This is a genomic window from Acinetobacter sp. CAU_H_60 (assembly GCF_058599385.1).
The window spans coordinates 203,739-229,669 of record NZ_CM178653.1; the positions used below are offsets into that span (position 1 = coordinate 203,739).

At 44.5% G+C, this 25,931-nt stretch carries 23 protein-coding genes and 4 tRNA genes; 23 read left to right on the forward strand and 4 right to left on the reverse strand.

The features are described from left to right. Nucleotides 1-11: 11 nt before the first annotated feature. The gene (gene fadB / locus AC4MBN_RS00965) at nt 12-2,162 is read right to left on the reverse strand and encodes a fatty acid oxidation complex subunit alpha FadB (RefSeq protein ID WP_491880502.1); all 2,151 of its coding nucleotides are present in this window, start codon (nt 2,160-2,162) and stop codon (nt 12-14) included. Nucleotides 2,163-2,651: 489 nt separating this feature from the next. Here fadB and lpxO point away from each other — a divergent pair, with 489 nt between their 5' ends. Both lpxO and AC4MBN_RS00975 read left to right on the forward strand, forming a co-directional pair. After that, a complete protein-coding gene (lpxO, locus tag AC4MBN_RS00970; RefSeq protein ID WP_491880503.1) occupies nt 2,652-3,569 on the forward strand; it encodes a lipid A hydroxylase LpxO in 918 nt (305 codons plus the stop codon). Nucleotides 3,570-3,678: 109 nt separating this feature from the next. After that, a complete protein-coding gene (locus AC4MBN_RS00975) occupies nt 3,679-4,095 on the forward strand; it encodes a PH domain-containing protein (protein ID WP_491880931.1) in 417 nt (138 codons plus the stop codon). On the opposite strand, the gene AC4MBN_RS00980 is transcribed toward AC4MBN_RS00975, so the two are convergent. Beyond that, entirely contained in the window at nt 4,092-5,156 is a 1,065-nt protein-coding gene (locus tag AC4MBN_RS00980; protein WP_419375174.1) for an AAA family ATPase, read from the reverse strand. The two genes, AC4MBN_RS00975 and AC4MBN_RS00980, sit on opposite strands and share 4 nt — an antisense overlap. A 224-nt stretch (nt 5,157-5,380) precedes the next feature. Here AC4MBN_RS00980 and uvrC point away from each other — a divergent pair, with 224 nt between their 5' ends. The 3 genes from uvrC (at nt 5,381) to pgsA (ending at nt 8,788) form a co-directional block, all read left to right on the forward strand. Further along, nucleotides 5,381-7,180 (forward strand): excinuclease ABC subunit UvrC, encoded by a 1,800-nt coding sequence (gene uvrC, locus AC4MBN_RS00985; protein ID WP_491880504.1) that lies wholly within the window; start codon nt 5,381-5,383, stop codon nt 7,178-7,180. Between the two features lie 118 nt (nt 7,181-7,298). Beyond that, the gene (locus tag AC4MBN_RS00990; protein WP_491880505.1) at nt 7,299-8,093 is read left to right on the forward strand and encodes a thioesterase family protein; all 795 of its coding nucleotides are present in this window, start codon (nt 7,299-7,301) and stop codon (nt 8,091-8,093) included. A gap of 107 nt (nt 8,094-8,200) precedes the next feature. After that, nucleotides 8,201-8,788 (forward strand): CDP-diacylglycerol--glycerol-3-phosphate 3-phosphatidyltransferase, encoded by a 588-nt coding sequence (pgsA, locus tag AC4MBN_RS00995; RefSeq protein WP_004781631.1) that lies wholly within the window; start codon nt 8,201-8,203, stop codon nt 8,786-8,788. A 922-nt stretch (nt 8,789-9,710) separates the two neighbouring features. Here the strand turns inward: pgsA and AC4MBN_RS01000 are convergent. Further along, nucleotides 9,711-9,980: an oxidative damage protection protein gene (locus AC4MBN_RS01000; RefSeq protein WP_005232563.1), complete on the reverse strand. Its 270-nt coding sequence runs from the start codon at nt 9,978-9,980 to the stop codon at nt 9,711-9,713. A gap of 29 nt (nt 9,981-10,009) precedes the next feature. After that, the gene (gene argH, locus AC4MBN_RS01005) at nt 10,010-11,440 is read right to left on the reverse strand and encodes an argininosuccinate lyase (protein WP_491880506.1); all 1,431 of its coding nucleotides are present in this window, start codon (nt 11,438-11,440) and stop codon (nt 10,010-10,012) included. Between argH and AC4MBN_RS01010 the strand changes: the two genes are divergently transcribed. From AC4MBN_RS01010 to AC4MBN_RS01095, 18 genes are all read left to right on the forward strand, one after another. Further along, complete coding sequence (locus tag AC4MBN_RS01010) at nt 11,431-12,585, forward strand: sensor histidine kinase (protein ID WP_491880507.1); 1,155 nt, start codon at nt 11,431-11,433, stop codon at nt 12,583-12,585. The genes argH and AC4MBN_RS01010 overlap by 10 nt on opposite strands. A gap of 69 nt (nt 12,586-12,654) precedes the next feature. Beyond that, complete coding sequence (locus AC4MBN_RS01015; RefSeq protein WP_005232557.1) at nt 12,655-13,395, forward strand: LytR/AlgR family response regulator transcription factor; 741 nt, start codon at nt 12,655-12,657, stop codon at nt 13,393-13,395. A gap of 114 nt (nt 13,396-13,509) precedes the next feature. Continuing rightward, the gene (gene hemC / locus AC4MBN_RS01020; RefSeq protein ID WP_419365815.1) at nt 13,510-14,433 is read left to right on the forward strand and encodes a hydroxymethylbilane synthase; all 924 of its coding nucleotides are present in this window, start codon (nt 13,510-13,512) and stop codon (nt 14,431-14,433) included. Next, on the forward strand, nt 14,433-15,200 hold the full coding sequence (locus AC4MBN_RS01025; protein WP_419375178.1) for a uroporphyrinogen-III synthase: 768 nt from the start codon (nt 14,433-14,435) through the stop codon (nt 15,198-15,200). The genes hemC and AC4MBN_RS01025 overlap by 1 nt, the downstream gene beginning before the upstream one ends. Before the next feature lie 7 nt (nt 15,201-15,207). Then, a complete protein-coding gene (locus AC4MBN_RS01030; RefSeq protein ID WP_004781647.1) occupies nt 15,208-16,047 on the forward strand; it encodes a hypothetical protein in 840 nt (279 codons plus the stop codon). Nucleotides 16,048-16,053: 6 nt separating this feature from the next. Next, on the forward strand, nt 16,054-17,247 hold the full coding sequence (locus AC4MBN_RS01035) for a heme biosynthesis protein HemY (RefSeq protein ID WP_491880508.1): 1,194 nt from the start codon (nt 16,054-16,056) through the stop codon (nt 17,245-17,247). A gap of 7 nt (nt 17,248-17,254) precedes the next feature. Beyond that, a complete protein-coding gene (locus AC4MBN_RS01040) occupies nt 17,255-17,680 on the forward strand; it encodes an acyl-CoA thioesterase (protein ID WP_004781650.1) in 426 nt (141 codons plus the stop codon). Nucleotides 17,681-17,832: 152 nt separating this feature from the next. After that, a complete protein-coding gene (locus AC4MBN_RS01045; protein ID WP_079281036.1) occupies nt 17,833-18,159 on the forward strand; it encodes an H-NS histone family protein in 327 nt (108 codons plus the stop codon). 187 nt (nt 18,160-18,346) lie between these two features. Further along, a complete protein-coding gene (gspN, locus tag AC4MBN_RS01050) occupies nt 18,347-19,090 on the forward strand; it encodes a type II secretion system protein N (protein ID WP_004781653.1) in 744 nt (247 codons plus the stop codon). Then, nucleotides 19,090-19,947 carry a type II secretion system protein N gene (locus AC4MBN_RS01055; RefSeq protein WP_491876266.1) on the forward strand — a complete coding sequence of 286 codons (858 nt, stop codon included), beginning with the start codon at nt 19,090-19,092 and terminating at the stop codon, nt 19,945-19,947. The genes gspN and AC4MBN_RS01055 overlap by 1 nt, the downstream gene beginning before the upstream one ends. A 38-nt stretch (nt 19,948-19,985) precedes the next feature. After that, nucleotides 19,986-22,238, forward strand: a complete 2,253-nt coding sequence (gene gspD, locus AC4MBN_RS01060) for a type II secretion system secretin GspD (RefSeq protein ID WP_419365820.1) — start codon at nt 19,986-19,988, stop codon at nt 22,236-22,238. 62 nt (nt 22,239-22,300) lie between these two features. Beyond that, entirely contained in the window at nt 22,301-22,960 is a 660-nt protein-coding gene (locus AC4MBN_RS01065; RefSeq protein ID WP_419365821.1) for an FHA domain-containing protein, read from the forward strand. Nucleotides 22,961-23,038: 78 nt separating this feature from the next. Then, nucleotides 23,039-23,707: a phosphoglycolate phosphatase gene (gene gph / locus AC4MBN_RS01070; RefSeq protein ID WP_491880509.1), complete on the forward strand. Its 669-nt coding sequence runs from the start codon at nt 23,039-23,041 to the stop codon at nt 23,705-23,707. A gap of 108 nt (nt 23,708-23,815) precedes the next feature. Beyond that, on the forward strand, nt 23,816-25,309 hold the full coding sequence (trpE, locus tag AC4MBN_RS01075; RefSeq protein ID WP_179991966.1) for an anthranilate synthase component I: 1,494 nt from the start codon (nt 23,816-23,818) through the stop codon (nt 25,307-25,309). 98 nt (nt 25,310-25,407) lie between these two features. Beyond that, nucleotides 25,408-25,483 (forward strand) — tRNA-Thr (locus AC4MBN_RS01080). Between the two features lie 55 nt (nt 25,484-25,538). Further along, nucleotides 25,539-25,622: transfer RNA gene (locus AC4MBN_RS01085), tRNA-Tyr, on the forward strand. A gap of 36 nt (nt 25,623-25,658) precedes the next feature. Next, nucleotides 25,659-25,734: transfer RNA gene (locus AC4MBN_RS01090), tRNA-Gly, on the forward strand. A 21-nt stretch (nt 25,735-25,755) separates the two neighbouring features. Beyond that, a tRNA-Thr gene (locus AC4MBN_RS01095) sits at nt 25,756-25,830 on the forward strand. Nucleotides 25,831-25,931: the final 101 nt, after the last annotated feature.

Below are 25,931 nucleotides of genomic sequence, written 5' to 3' on the forward strand. Positions count from 1 at the left end.
CACGTCACTCCTTAACCGTAGAATTTTTTGTTGTTAGCAGCCATGTCGCGCAATGATTGCGGCGCTTCATAAGCCTTACCTAAGTGCGCGTATTTGTCGCAAAGCGCAACATACTCAGCTACACCAGTCTGGTCGATATAACGGCATGGACCGCCACGGAATGGAGGGAAGCCTACACCCATGATCATCGCCATATCTGCTTCAGCCGGAGTTGCAACAATGTTGTCTTCCAGGCAACGAACAGTTTCGTTACAGAAAGCTAGCATCATACGGTCAATGATCTCTTGAGGATCAAATTCACGTTTTTCAGCAGTTGCAACAGATGCCACAAGCTCGTATGCAGTTGGATCAACCACTTTGGCTTTTTTGCCTTTACGGTCAAGTTCGTATTTGTAGAAACCAACATCATTCTTTTGACCCAGACGGTTGTTTTCGTACATCACTTGGATTGAACCTTTGAAATCAGGTTTCATACGATCCGGGAAGCCTTCAGCCATGACTTCTGCACCGTGAACGCCAGTATCGATACCGACCACGTCCATCAGGTAAGCAGGGCCCATAGGCCAGCCGAATTTTTCCATCACTTTGTCGATTTGCTGGAAGTCAGCACCATCTTTCAGTAACAGGTCAAATGCACCGAAGTAAGGGAACAGTACGCGGTTTACCAGGAAGCCCGGGCAGTCATTCACTACGATTGGTGTTTTACCCATTTTCTGAGCAAGAACAACAGTCGTTGCAATCGCTTCAGCAGAAGTCTTCTCACCACGAATCACTTCCACCAATGGCATCATGTGTACCGGGTTAAAGAAGTGCATACCCACGAAGTTCTCTGGACGTTCCAGATTTTCAGCCAGACGCGTGATTGAAATCGTAGAGGTGTTTGACGCAATGATCGTGTTTTCACGTACTTTAGATTCAGTTTCTTTCAGTACGATGCCTTTCACTTTCGGGTTTTCGGTTACCGCTTCGATCACGATATCCACTTCTTTAAACTCGTCATAGCTTAAAGTAGGACGGATGCGAGCAAGGGTTTCACCCATTTGCGCCGGTTTCATCTTCTTGCGTTCAACCTGCTTGGTCAGCAGTTTATTTGCTTCAGACATACCCAGTGCAAGTTGCTGGTTACCGATGTCTTTCATGATGATCGGAGTGCCTTTGCTTGCCGCCTGGTAAGCAATACCACCACCCATGATCCCTGCGCCTAGAACGGCAGCCTGGTTCACTGGATGTGCACCTTGTTCATATTTCTTAGAAGTTTTCTTCACCACCTGGTCGTTCAGGAACAGACCGATTAACGCACCCGCTTGTGGAGTTACCGCAGCTTTTGCAAAGCCTTGAGCTTCAACTTTTAACGCTTCATCGCGGTGTAAGCTTGCACCTGCCTGAAGAGAATCAAGCAATAGTTTTGGCGCCGGGTATTGAGCAGGGTTTGCTTTTGCAAGAACCGCACCTTTCGCCGTATTGAATGCCATCATTTGCTCAAGCATGTTCAGCTTGATTGGGTCCAGTTTTTCCTGGCGTTTTGCCTGCCAGTCTAAACGGCCGTGAATCGCCTGTTTCACCAGGTCAATTGCAGCATCTTTCAGTTTGTCTGCAGCCACAACCGCATCAACCGCACCATCTTTCAGTGCAGCAGCCGGTTTTTTCGGAGTAGCCATGGCCATCCATTCAACTGCATTGTCGATACCGATCAGACGGCTTAAACGAACCGTACCACCGAAACCAGGGAAGATACCAAGCTTGATTTCAGGCAGGCCGACTTGCGCCTGTTCTGACATCACACGGTAGTCACAGACTAAGCACATCTCGAAACCACCACCCAGTGCCATACCGTTAATCGCGGCAACTTTAGGAATGTCCAGGTCTTCGAAGCTGTTAAAAATTTCATGAACTGGTAGTGCCCAGTCAACAATTGCCTGTTCGCCTTGAGCAAAGTTATCGCCGAATTCAGTAATGTCAGCACCTACAATAAATGTAGACTTGCCTGAAGTTACGATTAAACCCTGAATTTCAGCAGCGGAAACTGCGTCAATCGCAGCCTTGAAATCTTCAATCGTTGCACGGTTGAATTTGTTAACCGACTCACCTTGTAAGTCAAAGCGGAATTCTGCAATTCCGTCCTCAAGCATTTGGACGGTAATGGCATTGCCAGCGTGGATCATGCCCTGATCTCCTTTATTTTGGAGGACTTCTAAGTTGATGTTGTGAAGCAAGCGCGCATTTCCCGCGCACTTTTTTACTTCGCTAATCTTACGATAACTATATCCAAAAAGAACAACACAAGTTGTATCAAGCCGTGACGCAAGGGTCATCAATTTTCATCGCTCAATCAAGGCGTTGTCATGTCCGGAATACAGTGAACCGTTATCGCAGTGTAATGAAGTTATTGTTTCAATTTCACTTTTTTATTGCTGTCGCGCTGTTTTTATAACGTAAATTGACCAGATAGGGAATGTTTGCTGTGTGGTGTTTTGGTCAAAATAGTCAATTGAGATTCAAATCATTCGATACGGATGTAAGAAAATGTATGCAACGCTGTGTTCTACAAGCGGGTAGGGAGAGCAAAAGCAGCTTTGTTATAATGCGGCCCAGATGTGACTTTTTTATTTTTCCCCGTTCTTTTTTGGGGCTAGGATTTTTTGGGTATTGATATGCTTAAGTGGATTATTTTGGCCATCTTTGTCATCTCAGCGTTATATATTCAGCGACGTGGCACAGTTCGGCATTCTTTTTATCGCCAGTTTTTTGACCATTCGACCCTGTTTGCACCGATCAATTTTCTGATGTACGTCTTTTCACGCGTACCGAATCGGCCTTATATCGATACGCAGCATTTTAAAGACCTAAAAGTGCTGGATGAAAACTGGGAAATGATTCGTGACGAAGCACAGGCACTCTATCAGAAAGGCGGGATCAAGGCTTCGAGCAAATATGATGACCTGGGGTTTAACTCATTTTTTAAGACCGGCTGGAAACGCTTCTATTTAAAATGGTATGACTCGGCGCATCCCTCTGCAGCAGAACTCTGCCCAAAAACTACCGCTTTGCTCAAAACCTTGCCAACCATTAAGGCGGCTATGTTTACCGAGCTGGCACCGGATAGTCGTTTGGTCCGCCATCGTGACCCGTATGCCGGTTCATTGCGTTATCACTTGGGCTTAATGACCCCGAATGATGACCGCTGCTTTATCGATGTCGATGGCCAGCGTTATTCCTGGCGCGACGGTGAGAGCGTAGTGTTTGATGAAACCTATATTCATTATGCCGAAAACAAGACTGACCAGAACCGGATCATTTTCTTTGCAGATGTTGAGCGGCCTTTAAAAACCCGCTGGATGGAGCGCTTCAATCACTGGTTTGGCAAAAAAGTGATGACGGCAGCCAGCTCACCGAATGAAGTCGGAGATCAGACCGGTGGCTTAAACAAGGCCTTTGGTTATGTCTATCAAATCCGGGTCAAGGCTAAAGCTTTAAAAGCACAGAACCGCCAGTTGTACTATTTCCTGAAATGGTTCTTGATGCTGGGTATTTTCTTCCTGATCTTTGTTCGTCCTTATCTGTTTGCCTAAGCTGCAACATAAAAAATAAAACGCCCACATGGGCGTTTTTTATTGTTTGCAGAGATTCGGCACATCATCCTGATTTTGTGTAAGATAAAACAAAATAGGGGGGAAGATGATGCGTGTATTTCGTTCCAAAAAAGACTGGTGGTTGCTGGCATTCTTGATCTGTATGAGTGGTTTGTTATTGCAATTATTACTGACCATGCAGGCCAAAGGGACGATGGCTCAATATCCGGTGCATACCGCAGTTTATATACTCACAATCCTCTTGGTGTGGTGGCCGGTTTGGAGCACCCGTTATATCGTGCAGGATGGGCAGTTGACCATTAAAAGCCTATGGCTAACCTGGCAAATTCCACTTAGTTCGATTCAAAATATCCAGCCTACAGATCATTCAGAAATTGCACCAGCCTTGTCTTTTAAGCGTTTAAAAGTCAACTATATACTGGCAGATCAGCAAAAATATGTCCTGATTTCACCTAAAGACCCGAATGCATTGATTCAGGCGATTCAAGCGCATCAAACAGTTTAATTGGAATCGGATGCTTGAGGCTGAACTAGCAATTGTCCATTAATGCAGTCCAGATGGAGTTGTAGCTGTTCTGGGTGATTCAGGAAATAAATCGCTAAAATTGGTTCCAGTTCGGTCCGTATTTTTCGACCCAAATGACGGGCGCCATAACGGATGTCATGACCCTGATAAAAATGGGCCTTGGCTGCATCAGTGAGGTGAATCTGTCGTTTCTGGTGTTGCAGACGTTGATTTAATTTATCCAGCTCAATCTCAACCAGTCGTGGCAGGGCATCATTTTGGACAGCCTGATAGTGCAATGTACGGTCAATCCGGTTTAAAAATTCAGGATCGAACTTGCGCCGCATGACTTTTTCAATGATCTGCTGGGTCGGTACTTTTTTCAGACATAGTTGCTGCACTTTTTGTGGTAGATAGCTGAGTTTTTCCAGATATTGCTGTGCGGCTTGTGCACCGACATTACTGGTCATAAAAATCATGCAGTTACGAAAATCAATAGTTTTGGTACCAGCAGTCAACGTCAGTCGGCCGGTATCCAGTACATTCATCAGGCCACGAATCACTTCAGTACTGGCTTTTTCCAGTTCATCAAACAGCATGATGCCGGGACGGGTATGGCTTCCGGCAATAGCGGTTTCATCAAACAGGCTATGGCCTTCTTTAGAGCCCACATAACCCGGAGGGGCGCCAGTCAGGGCAGCTGCATAATGTTCCTGCGCTAAAGTATTCATATCAATCCGGCAGAAAGCATCAGGGCGACCATAAATTGCTTCGGCAATCAGACGTACAGTCTCAGTCTTGCCGACACCGGTCGGGCCAAGCATTAAGGTAACCGAAAGCGGACGTTCTGGACTGGAAAAGTCAGCCTTGACTACATGCAGCATTTTTTCAATTTCATTTAAGGCGGTATCCTGACCGATGATCCGTTCCCGTAGCAACTGCATTACAGCCTGAGGTTCAAAATGAAAACGCGGTTTCCCAATCAAACGGTCACGCTCAGACTGACTATGGCTAGAGGTGGCAGGTTGCACAACATGAATACCGGATTGGGAACTTGTCATCTTGGATCATCTCGAGATTGAACCTGTCGAGCATAGCAAAGTTAGTTCAGGCGACTTATAGCTTTTAGCAATCAGACCATATTGGGTTGCCTATAAATACGGCAGTCTGGGCATAACCTGTTTCACTTTGGATGACAGTTCGGATGAATTTTGTGTCATCGCTTGAAAATGATACATTAAACATCACATATATCTGCATATTGCAGGTGAAAAATAGGTTTTAGGTGAACGAGAACGCACGCCCTCATATTGAAAAAATCTTGGCCAATATGACCACCTTACCCGGGGTCTACCGGATGTATGGCAAAGATGGCGAACTCTTATATGTGGGAAAAGCCAAAAACCTGAAAAATCGGGTGTCCAGTTATTTTGTCAAAACCCTTGATCATCCCAAGACTCAAGCTTTGGTGGCACGGATTTATGACATTCAAACCTTGGTGGTGCGTTCAGAAACTGAAGCTTTATTACTAGAGCAAAACCTGATCAAGCTGCATCGTCCGCCGTATAACATCATGCTGCGTGATGACAAATCCTATGTCTATATTTTTGTTTCTGCAGACAAACCTTATCCGCGAATTGCCAGCGGTCGTGGCAAGGGCAAGCATCAGGTCGGCAAGTTTTTTGGACCTTATCCGAGTGCCTATAATGCCCGCGATACTTTGGTTATTCTGCAAAAACTGTTCAATGTACGTTCCTGTGAGAATGGTTTCTTTGCCAATCGTACTCGACCTTGTTTGCAATATCAGATCAAGCGTTGTTCCGGCCCTTGTGTCGGCCTGATTTCGCCTGAGGATTATCAGGAAGATGTCAATAATTCGATCCGTTTCCTGCAAGGCGATACCAAAGAGCTGAATCAGGAACTGATTGCCAAGATGGAAGCAGCTGCAGAAAATCTGGAATTTGAAAAAGCGGTATTTTATCGTGACCGGATGGCGTTACTGCGTGATGTACAGGCCCAGCAAGCGATTTATAAAGTCAAAGGTGAGGCAGATATTCTGGCGATTGCCTATCAGGCAGGGGTGACTTGTGTGCAGATCATGCATGTGCGTAATGGCAAGATGCTGGGCGGTAAAGGCTATTTCCCGGATATGCTAAGTGATGATCTGGGGCAAATGCTCTCAGATTTTATTGCCAATTTCTATTTTCAGGTTGCCGATGAAATTCCGTCTGAACTGATCGTGAATATTGAAATGCCAGACCGGAAGGAGCTGGAAGCCGCACTTTCTCAACATTTTGGCAAGAAGATTCAGATCAAGTCCAAAGTTCGGGAAACCCGTGCCGAATGGCTGGAACTGGCACAGATGAATGTACAACATGCTATTCAGGGCAAGCTGGCTAATCACTTTGAATTGAATGAACGTTTCCATCAGTTAGAAGAAGTCGTGGGACGGCCGGTAGATCGGATTGAGTGTTTCGATATCTCGCATACCATGGGTGAAGATACGGTTGCCTCCTGTGTAGTCTTTGACAGTGGAGGTGCGCGCAAACGTGATTATCGCCAGTTTTCTATCAATGATATTCAGGCGGGTGATGACTATGCCGCGATGCGTCAGGCCTTAACCCGTCGTTATAAAAAAGCCATGTTGCCAGATCTGCTGCTGATTGACGGTGGTAAAGGGCAATTGCATATGGCGATGGAAGTCATGCAAGAACTTGGACTGGATGCCTTTATGGTCGGTGTGTCTAAAGGCGAAGGGCGTAAGCCGGGTCTGGAAACCCTGCATTTTACCGATGGCAGCAAGATTCAGCTTCCAGAAGATCATAAGGCCCTGCATCTGATCCAGCAGGTACGTGATGAAGCTCACCGTTTTGCCATTACCCGCCATCGGGCCAAACGCGATAAAAAACGGGGTTCATCCGTATTGGAAGTGATCCCAGGATTAGGACCGAAGCGCCGTCGTGATTTATTAACCCATTTTGGCGGGATTCAGGGTGTGCTTAAAGCTTCAGAAAAAGACCTGCAACTGGTACCCGGTCTGGGTTCTGTGATGGCTCGGATGATTTATAAAGTTCTGCATGAGTAATCGTTTTATATCAATTACAAGTGCAAAAATGCACATTGACCTTCGAGTCAAAGGTCATTTCTATTCATAGATTTTTCCAGCAATATATCGGTTCATCAGACAAAGTTGAAGGATCGATATGTCGTTGCAAGCACTGTACGCACAAATTGCGCAGCAAGAATGGATTGAAATGCCGACAGGCTGGGGGCAAGGGAGAACCATCTACGGAGGACTTGCAGCTGCAGTCATGATGCAAAAAGCCGTGGTAATAATCAATGATCCTGCTAAACGTTTGCTGAGTACCAGTGTGACTTTTGTTGGCCCGGTACAGGAAGGCAAAGCACGCCTAACTGCGGAAATTCTGCGTGAAGGCAAATCGGTCACTACCATCGAAGTACGTCTATGGCAGGATGAGGCTGTTCAGAGCATTCTGATTGCCAGTTTCGGCGTAGCGCGCGATTCTAGCATTCAGGTACATCAGGAAATGCAGGCCCCAGATTATGCTCCTCCTGAGACCCTGTTCCGAATTCCTGCACAGTTCAAACTTCCAAAGTGTTTTGATCATTTCGAACTCAGATGGGCGGATTTGAATCTGCCGTGCAGTTCAAGTGTACGTCCTGATTTTGAAGGCTGGTGCCGCTTCCATCCAGATCAACATTCTGACCGTGAATTTCAGTTAGCTGACCTGATGGCCATTTTTGACATCTGGCCACCTGGGGTGTTGCCGATGTTTCAGACACTGGCCCCAGCGAGCAGCCTGACCTGGACTGTAACCTATGTGCATCCAGTGCAGCATCAGCTACATGATTGGTTTAAATATAAAGTGATTACCGACCATGCGGCTGACGGTTATTCAACAGAACATGCCTATCTGTGGGATGCAGAAAATCGGCTGATTGCGATGGCCAGACAGACAGTGACGGTGTTTGCCTAGTGACACTTGAAGTCAATTCGTATAAAGTGAAGCGTATTAATGATGGATTAAACCTCGAAAAAAGTGTGCATTTTCATCGTACATGAGGGGAACAATTGGCGGTGTCTATGACTACAGGTCGTATCCTGAATATTCCAAATATCTTGACCTTGGCTCGTATTATCCTGATTCCGGTTTTTTTATTGGTCGCATATTGGCCACCGGCAATGGGATTTAATGAAACCAGTCCTGATGTGACGCGGCATATTATCTTAACGACAATTTTTGTAGTGGCTGCAGTCACTGACTGGTTTGATGGTTATCTGGCGCGTACTCTGAATCAGACCTCTGCTTTTGGTCGCTTTTTAGATCCGGTTGCAGACAAGCTGATGGTCGCTGCTGCGCTTATTGTCTTAGTGCAATGGCAACCTTCGATCTCGATGGCTTTTGCAGCGATTGTGATTATTTCACGAGAAATTACAGTTTCAGCTTTACGTGAATGGATGGCTGAACTCGGTGCGCGTACCAGTGTGGCGGTGTCTACAGTGGGTAAATATAAAACTGCATTTCAGATGATCGCAATTACGGTTTTCCTGCTGAACTGGCCACCGCTAGAAATGCTGGCTTATGCATTGCTATATACAGCCGTGGTGCTGACCTTATGGTCAATGTTTATTTACCTAAAAGCAGCCTGGCCATATCTGAAACAGCCTTAATCAATAAAAGCTCCTTAAAGGAGCTTTTTTTTATAGCTAAAAATAGAAAATATAAAAATAGCAGGCAAAAAAATACCCAGCCTTTGGGGGAAGAACTGGGATGAAATCGGGGGTATTTCTCAGTTATTATTATAGTTATTCAAAGATATCTCATCTTCTTGTTGGTCATTATAGGGAGCACCTTCCACAAAATCATGTGGTTTCTTGTAGCTGAATGTTGTGTTTTGTGAGAGCAATGTATACAGAATTTACAATTGATTATTTTGATACAAATCTGATTGCTTTTCAGTACGATAATGGCTGCTTAAATTTAAAAAACACGGTAAGAAAATGACAGGTTTTGAGCCTGTTTTTTAGGTCAATAATTTTCGATCTCATGAAAATTAAAATAGTTTTTGGAGTGCTTTTAAGAAAAATAGAATATCTATAGAAAAAGAATATTCGAGGAGTCTCTTGCCGGGTATTTAACTCATGATCTGATGAAGAAATACTTTTCAAATTAAAAAGAGAATTCTTTTTATGGATTATTTTTTATAGCATTCGAAGTTATATGTTTCGCTTAATTTACGTAAGAGAAAAGCTTGAGCTTAGATAAAAAATTTCCATATAAGGAGTTTTTTTATTCTATGAACTCATAGCTGCTTGTCTTGTGTAAAAAACAAAAAAAGCAGGGCTTTAAATTAAAAAGGGAATCTTTCATGGATTTCCTTTTTGACAGGTAAAACTACGCGCTTCGCTTGCCTTGCAGAAAAATAAGGCAGTGTCTTAGTTTTTTCACTTGAAGCATAGCTTCTCGTCTTGCGCAAGGGCAGAGCAGTACTCTTTCCAATAAAAAGAGCCTCAAAAGAGACTCTTTTTAAATGCTTGCCTACGCGGACTTCGTCCTTGTCTTGCGTAAAAAAGAAAAGCAGTGCTTTCTTTTTTACTCAGGCTTTAGACCTTCAGCTTTTTCCAATGATTCATCATTGTTAAAGAACTTCTCGCGTTGTTCTTCAAGGAACTTTTTCGCATCCGGTTCAAACACGTTTAAACGCTTTTCATTGATCAGCGTGGTCTGGTGTTTCAGCCATTCTTGCCAAGCCTGTTTAGATATCGTATCAAACAGTTCCTGACCCTTTGCACCCGGGAATGGTGCAAAGTCTAAACCTTCCATTTCTTGTTGATACTTACGGCAAAAAACTTGTCGAGACATATCAATACTCCAATTTAAAGCGAAAGCAATTAAGCGTAAAGTTTCTCTAGGCGAGCATGCGCACGTTCGATCGCAGCTTCAACCTGTGCAGGTGCAGTACCACCGATGTGATTACGTGCATTCACAGATGCTTCTAAAGTCAGGGCTTTTTCAAATACATCTGCCTGAATCAGATCAGAGAACTGTTGCAGTTGCTCAAGTGTTAATTCAGATAAGTCTTTACCTTCCTGCACGCCTAAAGCTACCGCTTTACCCACAATTTCATGAGCATCACGGAAAGCCACGCCATTTTTTACCAGATAATCTGCCAGGTCAGTGGCCGTTGAGAAGCCACGAAGCGCTGCTTCACGCATGATTTCAATATTTGGTACTAGAGCAGGAATCATATCCGCAAATGCCATTAATGAACCACGAACGGTATCGATCGCATCAAATAATGGTTCTTTGTCTTCCTGGTTATCTTTGTTGTAAGCAAGCGGTTGACCTTTCATTAGGGTCAACAGGCTCATCAGATCACCATATACACGGCCGGTTTTACCACGGATCAGTTCAGGCACATCTGGGTTTTTCTTCTGTGGCATGATCGAAGAACCAGTACAGAAACGGTCTGGAATGTTTACGAACTTGAACTGAGCAGATGTCCACAGGATCATTTCCTCAGACATACGTGACAGATGCATCATAATTAAAGATGCCGCAGCATTGAATTCGATACCAAAGTCACGGTCAGAAACAGCATCTAAAGAGTTTTCAGCAACAGCTTCAAAACCTAGAAGCTCAGCAGTATAAGCCCGGTCAATCGGGTACGTCGTACCTGCCAGAGCAGCAGAACCGAGTGGCATACGGTTAACACGTTTACGGCAATCAATCAGACGCTCAGAGTCACGGACCAGCATTTCAAACCAAGCCATTAAGTGATGACCAAAAGTCACTGGCTGTGCAGTTTGCAGATGGGTAAAACCTGGCATGATGGTATTGGTATTTTTAGCTGCCAGACCCAGGATGCCTTTTTGTAATTTTTCCAGTAATTCCAGGATGGCATCGATTTCATCACGGACATACAGGCGGATATCTGTCGCAACCTGGTCATTACGGCTACGGCCTGTATGCAGTTTTTTACCAGTGATGCCGATACGCTGAGTCAGGCGCGACTCAATGTTCATATGCACATCTTCAAGGTCAATGCGCCATTCGAAGTTACCTGCTTCAATATCTGCTTTAATCGCAGTCAGACCTTCGATAATGTCATCACGTTCCTGTTCGGTCAGTACGCCAACTTTTGCCAGCATGGTTGCATGTGCAATCGAGCCTGCAATGTCTTGTTTATAAAAACGTTGGTCAAATTGAACAGATGCTGTAAATTCAGCAACAAAAGCATCAGTCGCTTCAGAGAAACGACCGCCCCACATACCCGAAGTCTGGGCTTGTGATGGATTTGAGGAATTAGAAGATGTGGTCATGTCGGCTCAATCAGATTAAAAGCAGTAGAACGAAAAAGAGTATAACAAATTCAAAGCCCGTTGCCGAAGTCCAAGTCGATCAATCTTTTACATCTCCGACTAGATCAGCGCAAAGCTCCTATTTTTTTAGCCAGATTGGCAAGCTGCACTATTTGCTGGAAATGTTTATTGGCGGTAATGTGCTGGCCATGGTCTTGGCCTTGGCAAAAGCACAGTCCTGGCAGGCGCTTAATCTGGCAGATCTGCTTCAATATATGCTGTATATCAACTGGATACTGTTATGTTTTGCAGCGTTAGTCGAGCTTTTTCATCAGCATTTTCAGCGTATAGGGATTAAGCTGGCATTAATCTGCGGATTTCTGCTATTACAGGCCATTGTTTTGGTGACCACCACCAGCCTGAATGTACTGACTTATTTTGGCAGCAATTTGAATTTTCAGGGACTGAGTCTGGCGATCGCACTGGATCAGGTCGGCCTACATCTGAGTTTTGGTATCCTGTTAGGCATGTTCTGTTTTCGCTATCTGTATTTGCGTGAACAATGGGCGCAGCAGCAGCACAGCGAATTAAATGCACGGATTCAGGCCATGCAAGCCAGGATTCATCCGCATTTTCTGTTTAATAGTTTGAATAGCGTGATCAGCCTGATCAGTATTGACCCGGACAAAGCCGAACAAATGTTGCTGAATTTGTCCCGTTTATTTCGGGCCAGTTTTCAGGAATTGAAGCTGGTCAAGTTGCAGGAAGAAATTGAACTGTGCCAGCGCTATCTGGAGATTGAACAGATTCGCCTAGGAGGGCGTTTGCAGGTCGAATGGAAATTAGAAAACAAAGACTTATACTCACAAGTCCAAATTCCATTATTGACTTTACAACCCCTAGTGGAAAATAGTATTTTCCATGGAGTTGAAAAAATTTTGACAAAGAGTACCATAAGCATATTGATTGAAATCTTGCAAAATCAAATTAATATCATCATAACAAACCCCTATACGCAGGATAATAAAACATTAAAAAAGGGACATGGTATTGCAATTGAAAATGTCAGACAGCGTCTGGAAGCCTATTACGGACCTACGATGACGTTTCAGACTTTCGCCGGTGGAGGGGTGTTTACCACGGTTGTGCAATATCGCTATAAATAAAAAGAAATCAAGGAAATCACAGTTAACTTATAATCAAATGAATAATGTTGACTGGATTAAGGAGGAGAAATGGACGTCCTGATTTGTGACGATGAGCCTTTGGCTGTCGAGCGACTATCACGTTTAGTCTCTCAACTGGGGCATGATGTGGTTGCAACAGCTACGCATGGTCGTCAAGCAATTGATCTGGCTCACCAGCATGAACCTGATGTCATCTTATTAGATATTCAAATGCCTGAAATGGATGGTTTGACCTGTGCGCAGCATTTGCGTCAGCTCGACCCGATGCCGGCTATTGTCTTTTGTACGGCCTATGACCAACACGCGCTGGATGCATTCAAGTCTAATGCAGACGGCTACCTGCTTAAACCGGTGATGCAACAGGAATTGGCACAGGTTTTAGAGCATCTAATTAAACTTACCCAAGCTCAAATGAGCCAACTAAAACAAAAAGAAAATATGGAAGAAATCAATATCAGCCGCCATCAAATTGCGGCAAAGACCTATCGCGGGGTCGAATTGGTGCCAGTTGAAAATATCTATTATTTTCTGGCGGATCAAAAATATGTGACCGTACGCCATAAAAACGGCAGTGTCCTGATTGATGAAACCCTGAAGGAGTTGGAACAGGAGTTTGGACATCAGTTCATCAGGATTCACCGTAATGCACTGGTTTCGGTTCATTATCTAGAGGGGTTGGAAGTGGTGAGTTCCGGCCAGTATCAGGTGCGTTGTCGTGAACTGGAAGAGCGTCTGGCGGTCAGTCGGCGTCATTTGCCATTCTTGCGGGAACGGATTCAGAAACTCTAAACGGATCAATGAGTTCGTCTGGACCAGTATTGAAACTTGCATAAATTCGCTTGCATTTTCAAGTGAGCAGGTTAAGTTTAGACTATTGTTCTCATTGACTGTTTATTGAAATTTATGAAGACCCTAAAAATTGCTACTCGACAAAGTCCGCTTGCGCTCTGGCAGGCTGAACATATCCGTGCACGCTTACAGGACTTGCATGCTGGACTTCAGGTCGAGTTAGTCACTTTTGTTACACAGGGCGATAAAATTCTTGATACGCCATTGGCAAAAATTGGTGGTAAGGGCTTATTCGTAAAAGAATTAGAAGCAGCCTTACTAGATGGTCGTGCCGATCTGGCAGTTCATTCAATGAAAGATGTACCGATGGCCTTGCCTGAAGGCTTATCTTTGGCAGTCATCTGTGAACGTGAAGATCCACTGGATGCTTTCGTCTCAAATACTTATGCCAGTTTTGACGAATTGCCTCAAGGTGCCAAAGTCGGAACTTCCAGCTTGCGCCGTAAAACCCAGATTTTAAAACAGCGTCCGGACCTTGAGATTATCGATTTACGCGGTAATGTGGGTACACGCTTATCCAAACTGGATGCAGGTCAGTATGATGCAATCATCCTGGCCAGTGCCGGTTTAAAACGCTTGGGCCTTGCAGATCGTATTCGTCATAGTATTGTGCCTGAAGTAAGTTTACCCGCAGTAGGACAGGGTGCATTGGGCCTAGAATGCCGGAGTGGAGATCAAGCGGTATTAGATTTAATCCAGCCTCTATTACATGTAGAAACTGATGCGTGTGTCCGTGCCGAACGTGCCTTTAATGCCTATCTGGAAGGTGGCTGTCAGGTGCCAATCGCAGGCTATGCTACTTTAAATGAAGGTGTCATTTCGATTGAAGGCCGGGTCGGTAGTATAGATGGCGCAACTTTGCTACGCGCACAGCAAAGTGGAACCATGGCAGATGCAGAACAATTGGGTGTTCAACTGGCCAAAGATTTGCTAGATCAGGGCGCAGGCGAGTTATTGAAAGCCCTTTATTCAAAATAATGTTGTTCATTAATACCCGTCCGAGTGATCGTGCTGCAAATTTAACGCAAGCCCTACAGACAGCGCAGATTCCGGTGATAGAGTTGCCCTTGCTAGAACTGGTACAGCAGCCTTATACGGATGAGCTGGCCAGTTTATTTAGGCAGCTACCCCAAGCAAAACTGATTGTCGTAGTGAGTCCGACCGCTGCCCAGATTGGCATGCAATATTTGCAGCAGGCAGGTCTATCATTGCATGATCTTGGAAGTATCCAGTGGGTCGCTGTAGGTAAAGCTACCGAGCAGGCTTTAGCAAGCTACGGTATCCAGAGTTATGTGCCTGATGTGGAGACTTCGGAAGGGATGCTGCAATTGCCTGTGCTACAGCAGTTAGCTACCGGATCAACTGTCGCCTTTTGGCGAGGTGAAGGTGGGCGTCAATTTATGATGCAGCATTTAAAGGATCAGCAAATTCATATATTGAATTTCATTTTATATGATCGTCAGTGTCCGCCAGTGACTTCCGAGATATTAGCTAAACATTTGACGAGCCTTGAAGCTAATCCCCATTATGCAGTCTTGGTCAGCAGTGAAGCGAGCTGGCTTAACTGGCTAGCCTTGATGCAGCCGTATCCGCATCTCATTAATCGGGCATTGTATTTGGTTTTGGGGCCGCGTTTGGCTGCCATGCTTGGGGAATATCAACAGCAACATCAGGCTGGTTTTCAATTCGCTCAGTTAGAGGACTTAAGCGGATCGACGATTTTGCAGCAGCTACTGATGTACTAGGAAACGCATGAAAAAATTATTTATTGTTTTTTTCATCTTGAGCTTGGCGTGGATTGCCAAGCTGAGCTATGACCTGTTTGGCTTAAATTCAGCACAGACTGAATTGACCCAGAATTTGAAGCAACTGCAACAGCAGAATGCCAATCTGAATGATCAGATGGTGGCCTTAAAACGTCAGGTTGCTACGGGCCAAGCGTTAAGCCCTGAAACACCGAACAAGGGGACAGTTCAGGATACTCCTAGGGCTGATTTGCAGGATGATCTGCCTTTGGTCGAGCAATATCTGGATCTGGTTGAGTTTGCCTTGCAGCAGCAACAATATGCAATGGCTATGGAAAAGTTGAATCAATTATCCAATCAGCTTGAACATCTAGAACTGGCACCTGCTCTTCTGGGTAGCCTGAATCAGGCGATTGACAAGGATCGGGAAGTCCTTAAGCAGTTCATCAACAATCGTTTAGTACAACAGAATAAATTAAAAGAATTACTGCAACAGATTGATATTGAGATGGAAAAGGAAATCCAGGTGCAGCATCAGCACCGCGCTACAGCCCAAAGCTCATTTTGGCAGCGCTGGATTCAGATTGAATCAGTCGAGAAACCGAGTGCAGTCTTAATGCAGCGTAATCTGGTCTTAAAAGAAGCTCAGCTGCGTTTACTGATTGCAGAAAATAGTGTGCAGCAAGGACAGCAGGTAGCTTTCCAGCAAGCCCTGAAAAGTGTGATCGAGGTATTGGCTCAACTTCCGGATGCGCAAAGCAAACAATGGATTCAGCGACTGGAGCAAATTAAGATAGCACCTCAGACGCCTACTCCTCAGCTCAATACGCGTACCCTGATCGGTTAATTGCTTATGAAACAGATTTTACTTGCTTATTTACTGGTTGGTTTGCTGGGCTTAGCGATCTTGAGCGTACTGAGCTATGGTTATGGTGCGGGCTATGTCTATCTGTATTGGCGCGGACTACAAATCCAGACCACTTTCTGGTTCCTGGTGGGCTTGCTTATCGTAATCAGCTTTCTGATGCATATGCTGTGGTATGCGACCAAGCGTTATCTCAGCTTTAAACAGCGTAAACATGAAACGGTATTCAGCTTTGCCCGCTTGCATCCTTATGAGCAGTTAGCCGTAGTTTGGTTATTAAATGCTGCACAAGATCAACGGGATTTTATCCAGCAGTCTTTTAATCAGTCGGGATTGCTCAAGTATATTATTGATGCCCGATTATCCTGGGGACAGCAACAATATAGCGAAGCATTAAGTAGTTTAAATCAGTCCAATCCCATGGCATTTGAACTGGCAGAATTACAGCGGATTGAAATCTATTTATCGCAGCAGGATGGTCAGCAGGCATTAACTCACCTAGAATTTTTAAATCAGCATGAGTTATCTCCTTGGTTAAGACGGGTCAAAACCGCTTATGAGCAGCGTTTAAATGCTTTATGGGGGCAATTCGCCTTACAGTTTCCCTGGTTATATTTACGTTCAACCAAATATGGACATTTAGACCAAGAAGTAAAAAAAATATGGCTGCAGCAATTATTAATAGCTTATGACCAGGCTACTGAAGACGATTTGGAATATTTAAAACAACGTTATCTGGATTTAAAACAGGACATATTTAACCGTGACTATGAAGTCAAGCTATTATGGTTGAAACTGTTATTTAGAATGCCGGAAATGAGTGTTGAGCATGAAAGCCTTGCTAAACATTTACTGGAACTCCAATTTAATCAGGATGTATTTTATTTATGGTTCCAGCAGCAGTTATTAAAGCAGTTTCCAGATTATGCAGATATTGAGCAGCAGATCTCAATTTGGGATGCAAAATATACTGCACTGCCAATATTAAGTTTTGCCAAATGGCATATTCTACAGGCAACTGGCCGGGTAGAAGAAGCCCAGCAATTGCTGGATCTCTATCCAGATGACATCCGCATGAGCTATTTGAGAATTAAATCTGTATTGCAGGGAAGAGATGATTTAATACAGCAGTTAAATGCCGTATTTGAATCGAATGTTAATTTTATCGAAATCAGAATTTGAGGAAATAATGTCAGAATTACAACAATATCCGGTGATTTATTCGCAAACTGTTGCATGGGGAGACATGGATGCGTTTGGGCATGTTAATAATGCGATGTATTACCGTTATATAGAAAGTGCCCGTTTGGCTTATTTGGGTAAATTAAATATTTTTGATGAAGATATTTTAACAGTGGTGGCTTCAAATCAATGCCGTTATTTAAAACCTGTGGTTTATCCAGATCAATTAAAAGTGGCGGCACGAATTGATGAAATTCGGAATAGTGCAGTCAGAATGCATTATTTATTATGGAGTGAACAGCAGCAAAGTATCGTAGCCACTTCAGAAGCAGTAATTGTATGTTTAAATAAAAATATGCAGAAAACTGAAATACCTGAACATATTCGAGAAAAAATAAAATCGCTGGAATTAACTGTACAACATGAAATTTAATATTGAGTTTCATCTCTAATTTAATGATTAATTTTGTAATGGCCCTTAAGTTTATTGTTATACATTTAAAATTTTATATTGAATATTACACTTAATATAAATATGATGGGTTCGTTATTTATTAAAAGAAATAATGCTATTTATTGGAGAACATGATGCCAGACATTACAAATTTATCAGTTGAAGAGTTAAAACGTTTACAAGCAGAAGCTGAGTCTTTAATTGCTTTGAAAAAAGATCAGGAAATTGAAGATGCTTATCATCAGGTATTGGATATTGCCGACAAAGTAGGCTTAACGATTGAACAGCTACTTGAATTTGGTGCTTCTAAACGTAAAAAAACTGCACGTAAGTCTGTAGAGCCACGTTATCGCAGTAAAAGCAATCCGGAAGACACATGGACTGGTCGTGGTAAACAGCCACGCTGGTTAGTTGCTGAATTAGAGAAAGGCGCAAAACTGGAAGATTTCGTGATCTAATCCTTCTGCCGCATTATTCATCATCAGGCTGTTATGCATACGGCCTGTGATTGATCAGCCAAGCACATCCTGCTTGGTTTTTTTATGCCTATGAATTGGCGTCAGAGAAAAAGTGTGCATAATGTGATTATAAAATGACAAAACTATAAATTTAGGGGTTTCGATTGGATAGGTTGGTCGTGGCGGGATGAGCAATAAGCCGAAAACATTAAAATGGTTGATATTTGCAATTCTAGCCTTTTTTGTCTTTGTGATTCTGCAAGTTCCTGCAGCTTGGTTAATTTCAAAATTTTATAAAAATAATCAGGTTTTACATAATGTAAGCGGGAATATCTGGCAGGGAAGTGCGGACTGGAAAAAAGGTAATCTTCGGGGAAGTCTGAACTGGCAGGTTCGTCCTTTGGACCTGTTGTTGCTGAGATTAGGGGCAAATATTGATCTGCATAGCGGTAATACCCAGTTTTCGGGTGTAATGGGCTATGGTCTGAATAAAACTTTAACCGTCAAAAACCTTGAGGGACAGCTTGCACCTGAAACTTTAAAGAAGATTGCTGACTGGCAATGGCCTACCAACCCGATTCAGTTTAAAGAACTCGATTTTAAATATAAAAAAGAGCAAGGCTTTAGCCATGTAGATGGCCAGATGCAGTGGAGCGGTGGTGAGCTGATTTACACGTTTGCCCAGCGTCAGGAGCGTATGAATGTACCGGTTCTGAGTGGTCAGTTATCCGATGAGAATGGACAGCTGCTGCTGGATGTACGTGACAATCGCGATCAACGTATGTTGAATATTAAACTGGATCCAAGCTTGATGCTGGATATTCAGCTGACACAGCGCTTTTTACTTAATGCCCCTTCTTATACCGGTAAAGCTGGGCTGGATACTTATGTGATTAGTACCCGTCAGCCTTTAATGGGGGGCTTCAACTGATGGCAAGCCCACTCGATTATTTTAAAAATATTGATCTGAAACAGACAGAGCGTGTTGCTCCGATTTTATTGTTCCTGCTGATTCTGTATTTATGCTGGAAATTGGCCGCCTTATTCTGGCTTCTGGTGGCTCCGCCACAAGCGATGCAGATTGATCAGGTAGAACTGGGGTCACAACAGGCTCAAGTGCCAAATATAAGTGCCTTTTCACTATTTCAGGAAAATACTTACGCAGCGAACACTGCTGAAACTGCCAATATTGTCTTGCAGGGGGTTGTGGTGGCGAGCCCAAGCTATAACTCTTCAGCAGTCTTGAAAATTAATGACCAGTCTGACCGTTATCGGGTCGGAGAGGTATTGGGGAATAGCGGTTTTACGCTGGCTGAAGTGTATTGGGACCGGGTGATTTTGCGTAAATCAAGCGGTGCTACCCAAGAAATCCTGTTTAAAGGGCTGGAAAATGGTTTAAACCAGCCGATTGTGCCGGATATCTCAGCAGCATCTTCAAATTCAATGCCTCCGCTGCATACGGAAAGTGGTATGCCTGAACAACCTTCACCACAGAGTGAAATCAATCGGGCCATCCAGCAGATGCAGGAAAATAAGGACCAGTACTTACAGAATATGGGGGTAAGTGCAGCAGATGGTGGTTATGAAGTCACTTCACGAACACCGGCTGCACTGCGTAATCGCTTGGGATTAAGACCGGGAGACCGGATTTTGTCTTTGAATGGTCAGACCCTGTCGCAGGGACAAACCGAAGCACAGTTACTGGAACAGGCTCGACGTGAAGGTCAGGTCAAACTCGAAATAAAACGTGGTGATCAGGTGATGACCATACAACAGGATTTGAAGTGATGTGTCATCACGCATAGGGTTAGGAAACACAAAAGTTTATGGCTTTATTTAATAATAATCGATCAGCATGGGCATTCTGTGTGGCCGCACCATTGGTTGCTATGGTCAGTACGGCAAGTTATGCGCAAACCTGGAAAATCAATCTCCGGGATGCAGACTTAACCGCATTCATTAATGAAGTGGCGGATATTACCGGTAAAAATTTTGCGGTAGATCCCCGGGTTCGAGGCAATGTCACGGTCATTTCCAACAAGCCACTGAATAAAAATGAAGTCTATGACCTGTTTTTAGGGGTCTTGAATGTCAATGGTGTGGTGGCCATTCCTTCAGGAAATACCATCAAGCTGGTTCCAGACAGCAATGTCAAAAGCTCCGGGATTCCCTATGATGCACGTCATCGTGCGACTGGTGACCAGATTGTCACTCGCGTGATCTGGCTGGAAAATACCAATCCGAATGACCTGATTCCAGCCCTGCGTCCGTTGATGCCACAGTTTGCCCATTTGGCTGCCGTTCCGGGCACTAATGCACTGATTGTGTCGGACCGGGCGACCAATATCTATCAGCTGGAAACCATCATCCGTAATCTGGATGGCACGGGCCAGAATGATATTGAAGCCATTAGCCTGCAATCCAGTCAGGCCGAAGAAATGATCGAGCTGATTGATTCAATGGCAGCGACAGGTGCAGCTAAAGATCTGCGTGGTTCACGGGTACGGGTCATGGCAGATGTGCGTACCAACCGGATTTTGATTAAGGGTGATCCGGCAACACGCAAGCGCATTCGTCAGATTATTGAAACGCTGGATGTGCCTGCAGCAGACCGTCTGGGTGGCTTAAAAGTCTTTCGTTTAAAATATGCCAGCGCCAAGAATCTTTCGGAAATCTTGCAGGGGTTAGTGACAGGGCAGGCAGTCAATACGGGTTTGGATAATTCTTCTTCCAGCTCGTCTTCGTATAATCCGACTAATAACCTGAATAACAACAGTACTACTAACTCAAACAGCTCAACCGCATCCAATATTCAGCTCAATACTGGCATGAAAACCGAGCAAGGCGGGATCAGCAGCTTTAATGCCAATGGCGTCAGCATCATTGCAGATGCCACGCAAAATTCATTGGTGGTCAAGGCTGACCCGCAACTGATGCGTGAAATTGAATCTGCGATTGATCAGTTGGATGTGCGCCGTCAACAGGTTCTGATTGAAGCTGCAATTATTGAAGTAGAAGGGACAGATGCGGACCAGCTAGGTGTGCAATGGGCTTTGGGGGATATCAGCAGCGGAATTGGCTTAATTAACTTCGATAAGTTTGGTACTAGTCTGAGAAATATTGCGGCGGGCTATCTCGCAGGTGGTGGCTTAGGTGCTGCAAGTACTGTGGGTGCGGGTAGTTCCATTGTGATTGGAGATTTTCAGGAAGGCAGTGATGGTTCACGTCGCCTGTATGGTGCGATGATTCAGGCCTTAAAAGAAACCACTAAGTCTAACCTGTTATCTACGCCGTCGATTGTGACCATGGATAATGAAGAAGCCTATATTGTCGTGGGTGAGAATGTGCCCTTTGTGACCGGTTCGGTTTCGACCAGTGGCTCAGGCGTGGCTAATCCTTATACCACCATTGAGCGTAAAGATGTTGGGGTGACCTTAAAAGTCGTACCGCACATTGGTGAAGATGGTACGGTACGTCTGGAAGTTGAACAGGAAGTCTCTGCGGTCAATCGAGATCGTGGACAAGCGCAGGATTTGGTGACCAGCAAGCGTGCAATTAAAACTTCGATTCTGGCTGAACATGGGCAAACCGTCGTACTCGGTGGCTTAATCTCGGATAATACTACGTATGGACGTCAAGCTGTTCCAGGTCTGGGAGCGATTCCAGGCATAGGACGCTTATTCCGCGCTGAAGGTAAATCTAATCAAAAACGTAACTTGTTAATATTCATTCATCCAACAATTGTGGGTGATAAAAATGAAGTGCGTAAACTGGCCCAACAACGCTATGGTCAACTCTATAGCCTGCAATTGGCACTTGATTCAGACGGTAATTTTGCCAAGTTACCGGAAAGTGTTGAAGATGTATATCAACAGCGAATTCCGGTATCCAGAACGCCATTGCAAAACTCGACTTATCAAACTGTGCCGACCGCACCGGTTCAGGCGCAACCAGCCAATGTAGTCGTCACGCCAGTAGCAATAGAGCCGGTGATTCAGCGACAAATGGTAGAACCCGTCCAGCAGGTGGAAAAAAGTAAAAATACCGTTACAACAACCACACTTAGACCCAAAAGCTAGGTCATTCGCATTTGCAGACAGCATGTTATGATAATGTCAAAGAGAACAGAGAAGTAACTTTCATGACTTGGAAAATACACGCGATTACAGGCGACTTAACAGGACAGGAAATTAGCATTGACCGTGACATGCTGGTGGGGCGTCATCAGGCTGCGGATATCGTGTTGCAGGCTGCGGAAATTTCCCGTAAACATGCGACATTTTTACTGAAGGATGATGCGCTCTGGGTACAGGATTTGGGTTCATCGAATGGCACTTTCGTCAATGATGTGCAGATTGCGCAGGAAACCTTATTAAAGCAGGATGACATTGTTCAGTTTGCCAGCTTGAAATTTTCAGTACTGGCGCCTGTGGGTGCAGTCGAGGTTCCAGCAGAAATTGAAGCAACGGCAGAAAAAGTCGTGGAACAGGTTGAAGTAGCTGAGCCTACACCTGCACAGCAAATGAATGATCAGGGCATTCCAGAATTGAGAGAGCGTGATGCTTCAGTCAACTTGACCCGTGATGGTATGCCGACCAATGTTGGTATTCCAAAACCTGCGCCTATTGCTGAAGGGGTAGACCTGAGCTCGGTTAAGCCAGAACCCGCACCAATTCCGGTGGAACAGCCTGTTTCTCGTGTAGAGCAGGAAAAAGAAGCACAGAAAAATGCATCTATTGGACTGATTTCACTAATCGTTCTGATTATTTTGGCGATTATCGCTTGGGTGTTGTTTAAATAAGCCCATGATTGGTTACAATCGAGGCATGCATCACGCATGCCTTTTTTATGGCTGCAAATAAAGAAAATGAGGGTCAGGATGTCAATTGCACAACTGGAACAACGTAAGCTGATTTTATTCGATCTGGATGGCACCTTGGTGGATTCAGCCCATGATCTGTATCGGGCCATGAATATGAGCCTGAATGTCTTGCAGCTACCCCTGGTCACTGAGGAGCAGGTACGGGTCTGGATTGGTAAAGGAACGTCCAAGTTCTGTGAAAGCGTACTCCAGCATCTGGTGGGTGAGGTATTACCTGCCCAACATCAGGAATTACTTACGACATTCCTGGAAATTTATAATGCCGATCCTTGTGTGGATACCAAGCCATTTGACGGAATTATCGAGTTTCTGGAATGGAGTAAGGCTAACGACAAAAAACTGATCTGTGTGACCAATAAACCAGAAGAACCGGCACGCAGTATTCTGGATATTCTGGAAATGGCGAAATACTTTGATGACACCATTGGTGGTGATCGCTTTGCCGAGCGTAAGCCAGATCCGCGTCAGTTGTTGCATTGTGTGGAGTATTATGGCGTGACCAAAGAGCAGGTACTGATGATCGGAGACTCGGTCAATGACATTGAAGCTGCACGCCGTGCGGGTATAGATTGTATTGTAGTCAGCTATGGCTATAATCATGGTGAAAATATAGCAGACTGTGATCCTCAAGAAATTGTCGATGATCTACGTGAGTTGCTTGCTTAAATAGGGTACGAAGGAAATAAGATGAATAGTTATAAGGTTTTTCGATGGCGTCGCTCAGTTCAATTCCATTTTCATACTGAGTAACCCCAATTTAAAGAGAAAAACCGAATGACAACTTCAGCTCAATTCCAGCAACTTGCATCTCAAGGCTACAACCTGATTCCTGTATACCGCCAGCGTCTGGCTGATACCGATACTCCTTTATCTATCTTTGCCCGTCTAAAACAGCACCAACAGGCTTATCTGTTCGAATCTGTGGAAGGGGGAGAAAACTGGGCGCGCTATTCAATTATCGGTCTGGGTGAATCGACTGTATTCTCCTGTAATGCGGGTGAACTGACTGTTCAGCATCCAGATGGCTCTATTGAAAAACAGCACTGTGCCGATCCATTCCAGTATATCCGAGACTTTCAGGCACAGTTTAAAGTACCGACTCAGGCAGAACTTCCAGCCTTACCAAGCTTTACCGGTGGTCTTGTCGGTTACTTTGGTTATGACTCAGTACGTTATATCGAACCTAAGCTAAAAAATGTGCCTGAAGCTGATCCGGTAGGCTTGCCAGATATCTGGATGATGCTGTCCAAAACCGTCATCGTATTCGATAATCTGAAAGATACCCTGTTCCTGATTGTCCATGCCGATGCAGCGGATCAGGCAGCTTATGAGAAAGCGCAGCAGCAGCTGGATGAGCTGGAAAATATTCTGGCAACACCAGTGAGCCTGAAAGCAGAAAAACATACAGCACCGCACTTTGAGTCTTTAACTGGACATGACAACTTTATTGCCTCTATTGAAAAGGTAAAAGAGTACATTCGTGCCGGAGATGTGATGCAGGTCGTGCCGGGTCATCGTATGGTTTCTGATTTCGATGGTGAGCCTTTACAGGTCTATCGCGCATTACGTCATCTTAATCCATCACCTTACCTGTTCCTCGTGCAAGGGCAGACCCTAGAAAATAATACGCCGTTCCATATTGTGGGTTCTTCACCGGAAATTCTTTCTCGTCTGGAAAATGGCATTGCGACTGTTCGTCCACTGGCGGGTACGCGTCCACGTGGCAAGACCAAGGAAGAAGATCTAGCACTGGAAAAAGATTTACTGTCTGATGAAAAAGAAATTGCCGAGCACTTAATGCTGATTGACTTAGGCCGAAATGATGTCGGTCGAGTATCCAAAATCGGTAAAGTGCAAGTCACTGATCAAATGGTGATCGAACGTTACTCGCATGTGATGCACATTGTGTCGAATGTACAAGGTGAAGTGCGGGATGATGTCGATGCACTGGATGTTTTTAAGGCAACTTTCCCTGCGGGAACACTTTCTGGTGCGCCAAAAATTCGTGCCATGGAAATTATTGACGAAGTTGAGCCAGTAAAACGCGGAATTTTTGGCGGCGCTGTTGGTTATTTAGGCTGGCATGGTGAAATGGACATGTCGATTGCCATTCGTACCTGCGTGATTCGTGAAAATAAGGTCTATGTTCAGGCGGGAGCAGGGCTGGTTGCGGACTCAAATCCTGAGTCAGAATGGAATGAAACCCAAATAAAAGCTCGCGCAGTGATCAAAGCGGTTGAATTATCATCAAACGGATTGATTTTGTGAGTTTTTGGCGTTTTTTTTGAAAAAAACACTTGCATGGATTCTGAGTTTTGCTAAACTGCACACCGTTCCGATACGAAACGTACGAAACACTAAGAAACGCCGGCATAGCTCAGTTGGTAGAGCAACTGACTTGTAATCAGTAGGTCCACAGTTCGAATCCGTGTGCCGGCACCATCTTAGAGAGTTTGGGGTGCGAAGTAAAGAACGACACTGATGTAAGTGTAAAAATGGTGAGGTTCCCGAGCGGTCAAAGGGGGCGGACTGTAACTCCGCTACGAAAGTTTCGAAGGTTCGAATCCTTCCCTCACCACCAATTTTAAGACTTCAAAGTGGTAAGTACCAACATCGTGCGGGAGTAGCTCAGTTGGTAGAGCGGCAGCCTTCCAAGCTGCATGTCGCGAGTTCGATCCTCGTCTCCCGCTCCATTGTTTGAAGTGCTAATATTTGCTCTTATAGCTCAGTGGTAGAGCACTCCCTTGGTAAGGGAGAGGTCTCGAGTTCAAATCTCGATAAGAGCTCCAGATTACAGTTTGGCAACGTGGTTGCAAAAATATTTCAAAAGCAGGCTATTTAGTCTGCTTTTCAAGTATTTGGTGTTTGGTTTTTTTTAAACGATATGTCG